The sequence below is a fragment of the Commensalibacter oyaizuii genome (genome assembly GCF_029953265.1).
In the GTDB taxonomy this organism is placed as follows: Bacteria; Pseudomonadota; Alphaproteobacteria; order Acetobacterales; family Acetobacteraceae; genus Commensalibacter; species Commensalibacter oyaizuii.
The window spans coordinates 1,679,452-1,692,976 of sequence record NZ_JASBAO010000001.1 but is presented as its reverse complement, the minus strand read 5'-3'; the positions used below and the strand labels follow the sequence as shown (position 1 = coordinate 1,692,976).

Here is a 13,525-nt window from a genome sequence, read left to right as displayed (position 1 = left end):
ATTATCAATATATTTCATAATAACGTAGATTAAAATCTAATCTTAAAGGTGTTTATTATGAAATCTCCATTAATTAAAAGGCGAAACTTCTTAACTGGGGCCACAGGATTTGGTATCAGTACCGCATTTTACGCCAAAGCAACTCCGACTGTTTCCTCTTATAAAAAGCCTAATATCATTTTTATTTTGGCCGATGATCTTGGATATGCTGATGTCAGTTGTTTTGGTAATCCTGGGTATACAACACCCGCCATAGATCGTATCGCCAGTGAAGGTATTAAAATAAATCGCGCTTATGCAAACTCTGCCGTTTGTTCAGCAACGCGCACAGCCTTGATTACAGGCCGATATCAAGACAGAATTGAATGTGGTTTGGATGAACCCATCACTGGACAAAATAAACGCATTGGTTTACCCTCTGGTCTGCCAACATTGCCCGCACAATTAAAAAAAGCAGGGTATCAAACTGCTTTGGTTGGGAAATGGCATTTAGGAGACCCACCAAAATTCAGCCCTCTTAAAAGCGGTTATGATCATTTTTATGGGATTTCTGGTGGGGCTGCTGATTATTTTACCCACCAAGCCCATATAGGCAAAGATCAATTTTACAGAGATAACCAACTGATTCATGAACATGGATATTTAACAGAGTTACTAGGGAAAGAATCTGTTCGGTTGATCGATAATTATGCAAAATCAGACCAACCCTTTTTCCTGAGTGTTCATTTTAACGCCCCCCATTGGCCATGGGAGGGACCAAATGATGAGGCAGAATCCAAACGACTCAACGGTAAAATATTTGATTATGACGGTGGCACGCAAAAAACTTATGGTAAAATGGTTCAAGCCATGGACACACAAATCGGCTATATATTGCAAGCCCTAGATCAACATAATCTTGCAGATAATACCATTATCGTTTTTACCAGTGATAATGGCGGTGAACGATTTTCTGATATCTGGCCCTTTACAGGTATGAAGGGCGAATTATTAGAAGGGGGATTGCGTGTTCCCGCTGTTTTACGATGGCCTTCCCATATTCGGGCAGGAACAAAAACTCAGCAAACGATGATAACTATGGATTGGCTGCCAACATTTCTTAGCGCTGCAAATGTAAATCCTGATCCCAGCTTTCCCACAGATGGTATTAACATTATCCCATTTTTACAAAACCCAAATAGAATTCAAGAACGCTCTTTATCGTGGCGATATAATCTTCAAGACCAACATGCACATTTGAAAGGAGATTACAAATATTTAAAAATTGGATCCAATGAATTTTTATTTAATGTCATTGATGACCCACGCGAGCGCGCCAACCTAAAAGAACGTAGACCTGAACTATTTGCCAGTCTTAAACAGGAATGGGAAAAATGGAACGCTCAAATGTTGCCCTATAATAAAGATAATTATAGTTGGGGTGCAGATGGCAAACATTTTGCCGACCATTATGGTGTTCCAGCACCATCTGAAGATGATTAATTTCTGCAAGCACATGAGTATGAATAAGTAATACTCTTCTTAAATCAATCATACGTTATTTTTATTTACGTATTAAACATCTTAGTATTATCAATAGACCTCTAAAAATACTGCAAAGGCTTTATACGATGGCAAAAAAAACAATTCTCTTTTACGGTGACAGCAATACCCACGGTACAAAACCCATGCCTTCGGCAGACAGTACAGAACGTTTTCAATTAGATGAGCGATGGCCTGGTATTTTACACCAACAACTGAAACAAGATTACCATATTATCGAAGAAGGATTGCCAGGTCGAACGACCGTGCACAATGATCCTATTGAAGGATCTCATAAAAATGGGTTGGCTTATCTACGGCCTTGCTTAGAAAGCCATCGGCCAATCGACATCATTGTATTAATGCTAGGTACAAACGATTTAAAAGCCCGATTTTCTGTCACACCTGCAGATATTGCTCATTCTATTCATCACTTAATTATAGAAATCAAATCATGCCAAACAAACCCACAAAGCGATCACCCCAAAATCCTTTTATTATGCCCTGCACCCATTCTGGAGATTGGAGAATTAGGCGAAATTTTTGCAGGGGGTGAAGAAAAATCCAAACATTTAGCTAGATATTATAAAAAAATAGCTGATAATCATAAAATTAGCTTTTTCGATATTGGCTCTGTTGTCCATGTCAGTAAAATAGATGGTGTTCATTTTGACAGCGACCAGCACCAGATTTTGGCGGAAAATTTACAAAAAATTATTACAATACTATAAAATTCTATATGACTGTTCATAAACAGTCATATCCCTCTTTTATTTAATCATCATGGAAACCAATAAACGAATACGGGCTTCAACATCAGCATATTCCCCCCCTAACCGACGATCCAATCCCAACACAACTATTCCATGTACTGCTTCGTACATTGTACGAGCCAGAACTAATTTTTGTTCCTGATCTTGCTCGTTATTTGTAAACAGAGTTGTAATTTTAAAAATAAGATGAGTCCTGATTTCTAAATAATCTTGAGGCAGCTTACTTTGAGAAAAACGTAACGCAAACAGTGCCTCCCATTGATTAAAATAATCACGAGCATAGGTAAAATAAGCTACAGCTAGTGCTGTTAAACGCTCTACGGGGGAATCATTTTGAACAGCCTTGGCCTGATCGAACATATACGCACCCATTTCAATTAAGGTTCTTGTATTTACGGCCAGTATTACATCTTCGAGTCCTGTGAATAAATATCCCAACGAACCTAGGGCACACCCTGCTTTTTTGGTAACAGCACGCACAGTACACTTACGAATACCCTCTGTCATAATAATGTGTTGGGCAACATCAATAATTTTTTTACGCAACTCTTCAGGATCTTTTCCCTTACGCCCCATTGACCTTTTCCCTTTATTTTGTCTTTGTCCCTTTTATGCCCGTATTTTTTTTAAAATGAAAGAATTAAAATATTTATTGAACATAGTTCAAAAAAATACTTGATTTTAATTTTAAATTGTATTTAATGAACATTGTTCAATAAATATGAAAAGGATATTAAAATGGCTAATTCATCTAATACAACAACCAGCAGCTGGGTTCTTTTTACTTGGGTTTGTTTTATCGTTGCCATCTTGTCTATGGCTTTTGCAGTCATCTATATGCCTATGGATAATTGGTTACGTGCTTATTTAGGATTATCAGGGTTATTCCTAATTCAATCATCAATTTCCTTATCAAAAACCCTGCGTGATCAAGCAGAACATCAAGAACCAAACGAATAATAATTTATCCCTATACTGAACAGAGTATAATAAATGCAAAAATCATCCGCTCTATCCCTTAAATCACTGTGGTTTTTATGTTTTGCACAATCTTGCGGTGTTCTTAGCGAAAATATGATTAAGAATGCAATGTTGGTTATGGCATTATTTGTCATGGGATATCAAAACACTGGATTAACCGCAATTGCTGGGGGATTATTTATCCTGCCTTATGCCTGTTTTTCTGCCACCGCAGGACAATTAGCTGATAAATTTTCCAAGCATCGTGTAATGATTGCTGTAAAAACTATTCAGCTTTTGTTTATCCCAGTTGTTACTGTCGGGTTTGTATATCAAAATATCACTTTACTACTGATTTGTTTATTTTTTCTGGGCACTGCCGAAGCTTTTTATTGTCCATTAAAATATAGTATTATTCCAGAAATCGTAGACCAAAAACGAATCCTATTTGGAAACAGTGTTATCGAAACCTCTACTTTTATCGCTATCCTTATCGGTATGATTGCTGGAGGGTCAGTAATATTATTTTCACACGGCATTTATTGGGTTTGCGGATCAGCATTTATTCTTTCATTACTGGGATTGGGATCAATTTTCAAAATTATGCATGTTGCTCCTGCAGATCCTTCTTTGAAAATTAACTGGAATATTGCCAAAGAAACTTTAAACACGATTGCAATGACCCGCAAAAACCGTAAGATTTGGCTATGCGTTTTGGGTATCTCTTGGTTTTGGACTGTCGGGGCTGTTATTAGTGCTGGCATTTTTGATTTATCATCAGCCATTATTCATCATAACGGCCAATTTTTAACAACAATTTTCCTGTCTTGTTTTTCAATTGGCATTGCAATTGGGTCCATTATTTGTGCACGTTTATTAAAAGGGCGTATTTCTGGACAATATGTTCCATTTGCTGCTATTGGAATTTCTATTTTTTGCCTTGATTTTGGCTTGGCCAGTCTTTCCATCCGTACATTTACCTCTTTACACGTTTTTTTGACCTCGTTTACAGGCATTCGGATCTTTGCAGACTTGATTTTCCTGTCGATCTGTAGTGGTATTTTTTCGGTTCCTCTTTATGCCATGATTCAGGATCAATCTCCAAAAAGCAGCAAGGCCAGAATTGTTGCTGGAAACAATATCATTAATGCCATCATGATGGTTATTGGGTCTTTCATCTGGGCAAAAGCAACGGCTTATACATCTAACATTGCTTATTTATTCATCGGTCTTTCTGTCATTAACTTTGGTATTGCGATTTATATTATGCGTTTACTTCCTGCTGAAATTTTAAAAACATTCTTCAAAGCGTATTTCAATCTCTTTCATGGTGTAAAAATCACTGGCATGGAAAATTTTCATCAAGCAGGTGAAAAGGTTGTCATCATTTCCAACCATACCTCTTTTATGGATGCAACATTGCTTTCCTGTTATTTACCCCAAAAACCTGCTTTTGCAATTTATACGAAAACAGCAGAAAAATGGTGGGCTCGTCCATTTTTGGCCACGGTTAATATTTTCAAAGTAGATATCCAATCCCCTTATGCCATCAAAGATATGATATATGCGGTACGTAATAACAAAGAAAAATTGGTCATTTTTCCCGAAGGTCGATTAACCAAAACAGGTAATTTAATGAAAATCTATGAAGGTGCGGGCATTGTTGCCAGTAGTTCTGGTGCACGTATTTTACCTGTGCATATCGATGGATTGCAATTTACCCCGTGGGGCAGAATGAGAGGTAAATTACGGATGCGATGGTTTCCACGTCTGTCCATTACCATCCTGCCTTCTTTTAATATTCAAGATTATACCGATCATAATGCAACGCCTCGGCAAAATCGGGCCAATATCGGCAAAATTCTACAACGTACTTTGATCGACAGTGCTTTCAAAGCTAAAAACACCGATAAAACTCTCTTTCAAACCCTGTTAGATGCCAAAGATATATATGGAAAAAAAACAGAAATTATCGAAGATATACGTCGTGATCCCTTAACCTATGACAGATTAACATTGGGGGCTGTTTTATTGGGTCGACAATTTACCAATTATACTGACATTGGGGAATGTGTTGGATTAATGTTACCAACATCTTGTGGGGGGCTGGTTGCCTTAATGGGATTATCGGCTTTTGGTCGGGTTCTCCATCCAGTGAATGTATCAACTGGGGCTGAAAATATTAAAAATATTAGCTCTACAGCCGCCATTAAAACCATCATTACCAGCCGTCTCTTTATCGAAAAAGCCAAATTACACGATACGATTGACTATCTAAAACCCTTTGTACAGTTTGTCTATTTAGAAGATATTAAGAACGCTATTGGTTTATCAGAGAAAATTAGAGCCAAATTGGATATTTTATATCCAAAATCTTTGCCTGGTGTTAAAGCTAATGCTAATGACCCTGCTATTATTTTGGCCACTTCTGGATCAGAAGGTCAACCCAAAGCTGTTGTCTTAAGCCACAAAAATATTCTGACCAATTGTAACCAGCTGGCTTGTAGCGTTGATTTCAGCAGCGCGGATCGTGTTTTTAATGCAATGCCAATCTTTCACTCGTTTGGATTAACCGGGGCTATTTTGCTGCCTCTGCTCTATGGGGTGCGCACCTTTCATTATCCCAATCCTTTACACTATAAAAATATTTCATCCCTGATTTACGATACTGATGCAACTATTTGCTTTGGCACAGATACTTTTTTAAATGGCTGGGCGAAATATGCCCACCCTTATGATTTTTATGCCATGCGCTATATTTTTGCAGGCGGAGAAAAAGTTAAAGAAGAAACCCGCCGCTTATATGCAGATACCTTTGGGGTACGCGTTTTCGAAGGTTATGGTGCCACCGAAACCGCACCCGTTATGGCAATTAACACTCCAATGAATTCACGTGGTGGGACAGTGGGAAAATTTTTACCAGGTATTGATTATAAACTGGAACCCGTTCCTGGCATCGATAAAGGCGGTAAACTGATTGTTAAAGGTGATAATATTATGATTGGATATATGCTGCATACCAATCCTGGCAAGATTCAACCGCCCCAAGATGGATGGTATGATACGGGGGATATTGTTGAAATTGATCAAGATGGATTTGTCATCATTTGTGGGCGTATAAAACGTTTTGCTAAAATTGCTGGGGAAATGATTTCTATGACAGCTGCGGAAACCTTAGCCACCACATTATGGCCAACAGCCCTGCATGCAGTGGTCAGTTTGCCAGACCCTAAAAAAGGGGAAAGGTTGTCGCTGATTACCACGCAACAAAATGCTAGTGTCAGTCAATTATTAACCTACGCTAAGGAACGTAATATTGCTGAGATCATGATTCCCAGAAGTATCAAAATCGTTCAAGATATTCCGTTATTTGCAACAGGAAAAGTAAATTATCCAGAATTACAAAAATACATACAAAATTTATAATATTATTTAAATCTATTCTAAACTCTATTTATAAATACTTAATAAATAGAGTTTTTCTGGTAAACTACAATTACATATTAAACAATTATCCTTAACACAAACCTTTATCTTATAAAAACGCATGTTATTGAATAGAGTTAGGATAATATTGTCGAAGTTCTTGTTGCCATTGTTTTTTTAACCCTTCATTTTTATCGCCTAGAACATCATCAATGTACCAACGATGATTTATTCGAATCAGATTGAAGGAATTGGTCTGCTCTGGCATAGAATTATCAGCAAATGGACTGCTTTGGTTATTATCGATAATAAAATTATAATAAACTTTAACTACGGCCTTATTATTACTTTGACTAAGCACATCAATATTTGTAACAACGATACCATCGAAAAAATCCTGACAATTACAAATAAAATCATAATCTATCAAGCTACCATCTTGATGCGCTGAAGTAATTTTTTCATCAGCTTCTATAATTTTTAAGAAATCAGGGGAAAATAATAATTTTTCTTCTTTTCCATTACGATCAAATCCCAATTCGTCGTTATTACCATCGGGTTTAGGCGTATAAAAGGAATATACTTTTTGTATCAAAGAAACAGGCGTATCCTGAGCATAAGCTTCACCAGCATAAAGAAAAAATAAACTGCTTAAAATACACAAGCAATAGTAACGGTTAACTGTGGCACATAAGAAGGTGAGTATTTTTACCATTATAATCCTTACTATTTTATTGAATAAGAAATTAATATATAATTTTTATTTAATAAGGATTATAATAGGTAATACAATCAATAATTTGTAAATTATTTTTTAAAGTTCAATGTATTCATAGCCTCTATTGTGTCTTCAAACGAAACCAGTTTTCCATCTGAACCCAAGCCCATGGCAACTTTTGCTGCCACCGCAGACGCAAACAAGGCAGATTTTTTCAAATCCCATCCTTTGGTTAAACCGACAATAATACCAGCACTAAAACTGTCCCCACACCCTGTTGTATCAACCACAGAGATATCAAATGCAGGCAATGTAAAATCATCGCCCATTTGTGGGGAAACATACACACCATCCCCACCCATTGTTAATACCGCATTTTTAACCCCTCGCTCTTTATAAAATTGAGCAACCTGTTTAGGATCGGTCAGGCCTGACATTTCACTGGCCTCTTCAATACTAGGAATAAAATAGTCAATATAAGGCAAGCAAGGTTCAACCACAGTAAAGGTTTGAGCGCTGGCACCAATCAAATCAAAAGTTGTAGTGCGACCCAAAGCTTTGGCTTTTTTCAATAATTGAACTGTGGGTTCCCCATCAAATGCTTTTAACAATCCTGTACCACCAACATGAATAATATTGGCATCCAAAACCGCATCCATATCTTTATCATCAATTGTAAATACGGCAGAGGCCCCCAAAACATGCAAAGCTGGCCGTTCGCCTTTGGCATTAATGGGTAAAATCGTTGAAGCTGTCTGTGTTTTATCGGTACGTTTGACCAAAGAGCAATCTACACCAAAACTAGATAGTTTCGAACAAATATAATCCCCCATGTCATCTTGCCCAACGGTAATAACAGCTTGCGCAGAAAGGCCTAAAATACCACAATCCATCGCCGTTGCCCCCGCAGTACCCGCAACGGTCATACGAATTTCGTCAATCAGTTCCAACTTTCCCCCTTCTGGAATACGATGAACAACCCTGCCCAATAAATCTACAACACATAATCCAATCGAAGTTACATCAAAACGTGCCATTACTTTTTTCCCTAGTTAATATTACACTGCTTAAATACTATCTAATCTGCATGACCATAATTACTGATCTGATCGCTAATTTTTGCCATTTCTTCTTTGGGCAACGTTCTAACTTTTCCCAACTGCAAAATACCATGATATTGTCTTGCCAGCGTTTCTACCTCGACAGCCAACCACAATGCTTTGGATAGGTTTGCACCTACTGCAATCATCCCATGATGTTCCAATAGGCAGGCTTTACGCCCTTTTAATGCCTCAACCGCATTTTTAGATAATGCCTCACTGCCAAAAGTTGCATAAGGAGCACAACGGATATTATCCCCACCTGCAACCCCAACCATATAATGAATAGCTGGAATTTCCATTCCCAAGATAGATATAATCGTTGAATATATTGCATGCGTGTGCACCACTGCATTTACCTCGGGTCTGGATTTCATAATATCCAAGTGAAAACGCCATTCGCTGGAGGGTTTAAACAATCCTTTGGATGTACCATCCATTTCAAGACGTACGATAGACTCTGGTTTTAATTGATTATAGGGAATACTAGTTGGCGTAATTAACAAATAATTTTCATGCCGAATACTGATATTTCCCGATGTTCCCTGATTAATACCCAGTCGATTCATTTCAAGGCATGCCTCTATAATGGCAAAGCGTTTTTCTAATTCAACAGGGGAAAAGTTATAATTCATAAAAGCAACTCGCACCGTTATCTTGTATATTTAAAAAGCCAGATATAACTTATCCCAATTCGTTTATTATATTCATTAACATCAATATAAAAATATAAACTACAGACAAGATATATTTTTCTTTTCTAATATAGTTTTTCTTTACTTATAATTAAAATGACAATTAATTTACCCTATCATTCTTTACTTAAAATATACATAAGGCTTGATAATTATATTTGAGAATCAACGAGATAGATTGTTTATTATAAAAATAAATCTTTTAATCTATCACGAACACAAAAATGTGTTTTCAAGAAAAATACAAAGGACTGTTATCGTTATATCCCATGAAATTTAGTCTTTGATCTGCAAAGACAAAAGAACATACATCAACATCTTTAAATAAGGAAATCATCATGCGTAAAATTGGATGTTGTACATGGATTTTTAATAACGAACCATTGGAAGTAACCACTCAACGTCTGCATCAATGTGGATTACATGGGGCGGAACTGCACGGCGATATTAATCGTATTAATCCAGTTCAGGCAGGGCAATTATTTAGTGACAAAGGATTAGAAATATTTTCTATTACCCCTGGGGATGCAGATATTGCACATCCTGACCGTAAAATCAGGCAAGAAGGCTTAACCTATTATGAAAAATTAATCGAATGGGTTTTGAAACTAGATCAAAAATTAACAGCACCAATTATCTCTTGTCATGGTTTAGTACAACGCATTCGTCCCATTTCCACACAAGAGGAAGAAAACGATTTATTAGTAGATAGTACTCAAAAAATATGCGAAATGGCCAAAAGTGCCAGTTTAAATATTGTGTTTGAAATTCTTAACCGCTATGAAAGTCATCAAATCCGTACGGTTACAGAAGGTTTGGACTTTTTAAAACGAGTCAACGCTCCTAATCTTAAATTATTACCTGATGCTTATCACATGAATATTGAAGAGGCTAATCCAGCAGAGGCTTTACGCTTGGGACATCATCATATTGGTTTATACCATGCCGCTGACTCAAACAGGGGTGCCATTGGTGAAGGTCATACAGATTTTGCTGCCCAATTCGGTGCGTTAAATGATATTCAATATAGTGGCCCTATTATTTTAGAAGTTGCAGCACCTGGACCCGATCCATTTAACACCAACAAAGGTGAAGGTTTCAAAGAGGTCTTACAAAAACAACTGGTAAAATCAGTACAGGCTATCCGTGCACTGGGCAGCTGATATAACTTTATAACCCAGCAATATTATATTTAATAAGGAGTTTGTCGTGTCAACTTATCAAGATTTTGTTAATAAAATTATTCAGGAAAATCGTGAAACACTAATGGCGATTGACGAAAAACAAATTCAAAGTCTTATCGACGAAATTCGAAAAGCAAAAACCATTCAATTATATGCTATGGGCAGAATGCAATTATCCGTGCGTGGATTTGCGATGCGGTTAAAGCATATGGGATTTGATAGTTATGTGGTATATGACACCACTACCCCATGTATTGGTAAGGGGGATTTATTAATTGTCCATTGTGCTGTCACCAACGTAGAGTTAAATATTATAAAACTAGCCAAAGAGGCAGGTGCTAGAATTGTATTATTAACTGCCCACCCCGAAAACGAACATGGACAATATGCAGACCTAGCAGTTAGAGTTCCAGGGCAAATTTTTGGCACGGAAAATGAAATACCTTCCATACAACCCATGTCCACATTACTAGAGCAATCACTCTTTCTTTTTACAGATATCGTTACCATGATGATTATGGATCAGTGCGACATTGCTTTGGATAAGATGAAAAACAGACATACCAATCTAGAAGGGTTATGTGGTGACTTTGCTTGATCTTGTACGATACGAAATATCGTTCAAGATCATCATTTCCACAAAAATATCTGAAACATAAAAAGAATAATATAGCTTCTATCCACACATTTATTTGATAATCGTATTATTCTTCTTTTTTCCTTACACGGCACCAACCACAATTCTAATAACAATAAAAGAAATCAAAGCATCACTATAGTATTCACCAGACGAGCGAGTCTACTATCGTGTTTTATTATGCTTTCTCTATCTGAAAACTATATTTATGAATCTAAATTTAATAAAGTCTAGTTTGAATTTTAACGAAATTTAAACTAGACTTTAAATCTTTTGTATCAACGATTTATAAATATACACAACGCATTAAGAAATAAACTGAATATTCTTGATATGCGCCTAATCTTAACCTTTTTGACCGTAATAAGCATTCACACCATGCTTGCGTAAATAATGTTTATCAAGCAAATCTTTTTGCATATTTCCAAGGTTTGACACAAGCATACAGGAAAACATTTGCATATAACAAATTTCTTCTAAAATAATAGCATGATCAACAGCTTGCATTACGTCCTTCCCCCAAGTAAATGGACCATGAGAATGTACTAGAGCTGCTGGCATATCCAAAGGATTTAAATTCAGTTTTTTAAAAGTTTCAATTATAACTTTACCTGTTTGTAATTCATAATTCGTTTCTATTTCTTCCCTAGTCATTAATCGGGTGCAAGGAACAGCCCCATAAAAATAATCAGCATGCGTCGTTCCTAAGGGATTAATGGATTTTCCAGCTTGTGCCCATATCGTAGCATGTCTAGAATGTGTATGAACGATACCACCAACATCTTTGAATTGTTGATATAAAATCCGATGTGTTTCCGTATCTGACGATGGATTTAGATATCCGTCAACAACTTTGCTTGTATCAACGTTAACCACAACCATATCACTGGGTTTCATATCTTGATACTGTACACCAGAAGGCTTAATAACCATTAAATCTCGATCATCATTGATAGCACTGGCATTTCCCCAAGTTAACACAACCAAATGATGTTTTGTTAAAGCTATATTCGCTTCAAAAACCTGTTCTTTTAATGCTTTAAGCATTTTTTGTTCCTTAAACTAATTTCCGATTTCGCGCAAAGGCCTGTTATTCATGAGATTTTTTTCGATGTGCTCTAAAGTGACGTTTTTGGTTTCTGGAATAAAAAAGATTACAATAAAAATGAATGCAATATTTAAAGTTGTATAAATCCAAAATGTCCAACTGATTCCAAATGTTTGAATTAAGGTCAGGAATGTTGCTCCGATAATCATATTGCTGACCCAATTGGTTGTGGTTGAACAGGCAATCCCAAAGTCACGACTTTTTAAAGGTTGTATTTCTGAACAAAGGATCCAGACAACAGGGGCTGCACTCATTGCATAGCCACCAATACACATAATTGCCATACCAACAGAAGCATATGAAATCAGGGCAGAAGTGTTGCCATTATCAATAAGGTGTAAACAAAATCCAAGAACCAACGTGCCAAATGCAATAACCCCAAATCCCACTTTCAAAATGGGTTTACGTCCCAACTTATCGACTGTAAAAATTGCGATAAAAGTTGCAAAGACAAAGGTCAAACCTACGATGATTGTTGCAATCATTTGTTGATGATTAGTTTGGAAACCTGCACGTTTAAAGATTTCAGGCGCATAATACATAATAATATTCATGCCGGTAAATTGCTGCATGGCTTGTAATACCATTCCCAAATATACTGCACGGCGAACGTTAGAATTTGCTTTGAAAAGAGACCAGCCTTCTTGTTTAATTTTTAGACTTTCCTTAATTTCATCAAACTCTTTTTTCACTTTTTCATCATCATTTCGAATATGAGAAAGTACCTTTAATGCTTCTTCTTCTCGACCTTTTGCAGCAAGCCAGCGCGGTGTATTAGGCAATGAAAAAATCATCAACAACAGTATAAATGCAGGAAAACATAATACCCCAAGCATCATGCGCCAGTTTCCTGTTGAGGTAAAATAAGTATCAGAAAGAAAAGCAACCAAAATACCCAACGTAACCATCAATTGGTACCCAGAAATCATTTTTCCACGGACTTCTGGGGGGGCCATCTCAGACAAATATAATGGAGCAGTATAAGAGGCAACCCCCACAGCAAACCCAAGAATAATTCGCCAAAAAATCATGATCTCCACATTATTAGCCAAAGCAGAGCCAATTGAGCCTGCTATAAACAGGCATGAGGCAATCAATAAGCTATATTTCCGACCCAGTTTAAAAGAAAACCATCCATTAGAAATAGCCCCCAATGCAGCACCCAACATCATTGAACTGACAACCCATTCTTGTAAATGATTGGTCAATTGAAAATCTTTAGTAATAAAAGGAAGCGCACCTGAAATAACGCCAATATCCAAACCAAATAATAATCCTGCCATTGCTGCTGCAAGACCGATAAGAAAAGTTGCCCTTTTTGCAGAAGCTTCTCTTTTTTCATCGTATTTTTCTAATAATACGGATTGCTGCATTATCTTTACTCACTTTATTAGAGTTTTACA

General features: G+C 36.7%; 12 protein-coding genes. 6 read left to right on the top strand and 6 right to left on the bottom strand.

All coding sequences use genetic code 11. From position 1 onward, the window contains the following. The first annotated feature begins 57 nt into the window (after positions 1–57). Positions 58–1,482 (top strand): sulfatase family protein, encoded by a 1,425-nt coding sequence (locus QJV27_RS07590; RefSeq protein WP_281448327.1) that lies wholly within the window; start codon positions 58–60, stop codon positions 1,480–1,482. A 128-nt stretch (positions 1,483–1,610) separates the two neighbouring features. Continuing rightward, on the top strand, positions 1,611–2,252 hold the full coding sequence (locus QJV27_RS07585; protein ID WP_281448326.1) for an SGNH/GDSL hydrolase family protein: 642 nt from the start codon (positions 1,611–1,613) through the stop codon (positions 2,250–2,252). A gap of 39 nt (positions 2,253–2,291) precedes the next feature. Here QJV27_RS07585 and QJV27_RS07580 read toward each other — a convergent pair whose 3' ends face one another. After that, positions 2,292–2,870 (bottom strand): TetR/AcrR family transcriptional regulator, encoded by a 579-nt coding sequence (locus QJV27_RS07580; protein ID WP_281448325.1) that lies wholly within the window; start codon positions 2,868–2,870, stop codon positions 2,292–2,294. A 162-nt stretch (positions 2,871–3,032) separates the two neighbouring features. Between QJV27_RS07580 and QJV27_RS07575 the strand changes: the two genes are divergently transcribed. Together QJV27_RS07575 and QJV27_RS07570 are read left to right on the top strand one after the other, a co-directional pair. After that, entirely contained in the window at positions 3,033–3,254 is a 222-nt protein-coding gene (locus tag QJV27_RS07575; RefSeq protein WP_281448324.1) for a YiaA/YiaB family inner membrane protein, read from the top strand. A 33-nt stretch (positions 3,255–3,287) separates the two neighbouring features. Continuing rightward, complete coding sequence (locus QJV27_RS07570) at positions 3,288–6,680, top strand: MFS transporter (RefSeq protein WP_281448323.1); 3,393 nt, start codon at positions 3,288–3,290, stop codon at positions 6,678–6,680. A gap of 124 nt (positions 6,681–6,804) precedes the next feature. Here the strand turns inward: QJV27_RS07570 and QJV27_RS07565 are convergent, their stop codons facing one another. From QJV27_RS07565 to QJV27_RS07555, 3 genes are all read right to left on the bottom strand, one after another. Then, a complete protein-coding gene (locus tag QJV27_RS07565; protein WP_281448322.1) occupies positions 6,805–7,395 on the bottom strand; it encodes a DUF3828 domain-containing protein in 591 nt (196 codons plus the stop codon). A 92-nt stretch (positions 7,396–7,487) separates the two neighbouring features. Then, the gene (locus tag QJV27_RS07560) at positions 7,488–8,435 is read right to left on the bottom strand and encodes a carbohydrate kinase family protein (protein ID WP_281448321.1); all 948 of its coding nucleotides are present in this window, start codon (positions 8,433–8,435) and stop codon (positions 7,488–7,490) included. A 41-nt stretch (positions 8,436–8,476) separates the two neighbouring features. Beyond that, positions 8,477–9,133, bottom strand: a complete 657-nt coding sequence (locus QJV27_RS07555; RefSeq protein ID WP_281448320.1) for a class II aldolase/adducin family protein — start codon at positions 9,131–9,133, stop codon at positions 8,477–8,479. A gap of 398 nt (positions 9,134–9,531) precedes the next feature. On the opposite strand from QJV27_RS07555, the gene QJV27_RS07550 reads away from it, so the two are divergent. Further along, positions 9,532–10,356 (top strand): sugar phosphate isomerase/epimerase family protein, encoded by an 825-nt coding sequence (locus QJV27_RS07550; protein ID WP_281448319.1) that lies wholly within the window; start codon positions 9,532–9,534, stop codon positions 10,354–10,356. 46 nt (positions 10,357–10,402) lie between these two features. Then, positions 10,403–10,975 carry an SIS domain-containing protein gene (locus tag QJV27_RS07545; protein WP_281448318.1) on the top strand — a complete coding sequence of 191 codons (573 nt, stop codon included), beginning with the start codon at positions 10,403–10,405 and terminating at the stop codon, positions 10,973–10,975. A gap of 384 nt (positions 10,976–11,359) precedes the next feature. On the opposite strand, the gene QJV27_RS07540 is transcribed toward QJV27_RS07545, so the two are convergent. Together QJV27_RS07540 and QJV27_RS07535 are read right to left on the bottom strand one after the other, a co-directional pair. Further along, the gene (locus QJV27_RS07540; RefSeq protein ID WP_281448317.1) at positions 11,360–12,061 is read right to left on the bottom strand and encodes an L-ribulose-5-phosphate 4-epimerase; all 702 of its coding nucleotides are present in this window, start codon (positions 12,059–12,061) and stop codon (positions 11,360–11,362) included. Between the two features lie 15 nt (positions 12,062–12,076). Next, positions 12,077–13,495, bottom strand: a complete 1,419-nt coding sequence (locus QJV27_RS07535) for a sugar porter family MFS transporter (protein WP_281448316.1) — start codon at positions 13,493–13,495, stop codon at positions 12,077–12,079. Positions 13,496–13,525 lie beyond the last annotated feature (30 nt).

Excerpts from the sequence above, each read along its gene's own strand:
- QJV27_RS07590 (WP_281448327.1), top strand. The coding sequence starts at position 58 with ATGAAATCTCCATTAATTAAAAGGCGAAACTTCTTAACTGGGGCCACA.
- QJV27_RS07585 (WP_281448326.1), top strand. The coding sequence starts at position 1,611 with ATGGCAAAAAAAACAATTCTCTTTTACGGTGACAGCAATACCCACGGT.
- QJV27_RS07580 (WP_281448325.1), bottom strand. The coding sequence starts at position 2,870 with ATGGGGCGTAAGGGAAAAGATCCTGAAGAGTTGCGTAAAAAAATTATT.
- QJV27_RS07575 (WP_281448324.1), top strand. The coding sequence starts at position 3,033 with ATGGCTAATTCATCTAATACAACAACCAGCAGCTGGGTTCTTTTTACT.
- QJV27_RS07570 (WP_281448323.1), top strand. The coding sequence starts at position 3,288 with ATGCAAAAATCATCCGCTCTATCCCTTAAATCACTGTGGTTTTTATGT.
- QJV27_RS07565 (WP_281448322.1), bottom strand. The coding sequence starts at position 7,395 with ATGGTAAAAATACTCACCTTCTTATGTGCCACAGTTAACCGTTACTAT.
- QJV27_RS07560 (WP_281448321.1), bottom strand. The coding sequence starts at position 8,435 with ATGGCACGTTTTGATGTAACTTCGATTGGATTATGTGTTGTAGATTTA.
- QJV27_RS07555 (WP_281448320.1), bottom strand. The coding sequence starts at position 9,133 with ATGAATTATAACTTTTCCCCTGTTGAATTAGAAAAACGCTTTGCCATT.
- QJV27_RS07550 (WP_281448319.1), top strand. The coding sequence starts at position 9,532 with ATGCGTAAAATTGGATGTTGTACATGGATTTTTAATAACGAACCATTG.
- QJV27_RS07540 (WP_281448317.1), bottom strand. The coding sequence starts at position 12,061 with ATGCTTAAAGCATTAAAAGAACAGGTTTTTGAAGCGAATATAGCTTTA.
- QJV27_RS07535 (WP_281448316.1), bottom strand. The coding sequence starts at position 13,495 with ATGCAGCAATCCGTATTATTAGAAAAATACGATGAAAAAAGAGAAGCT.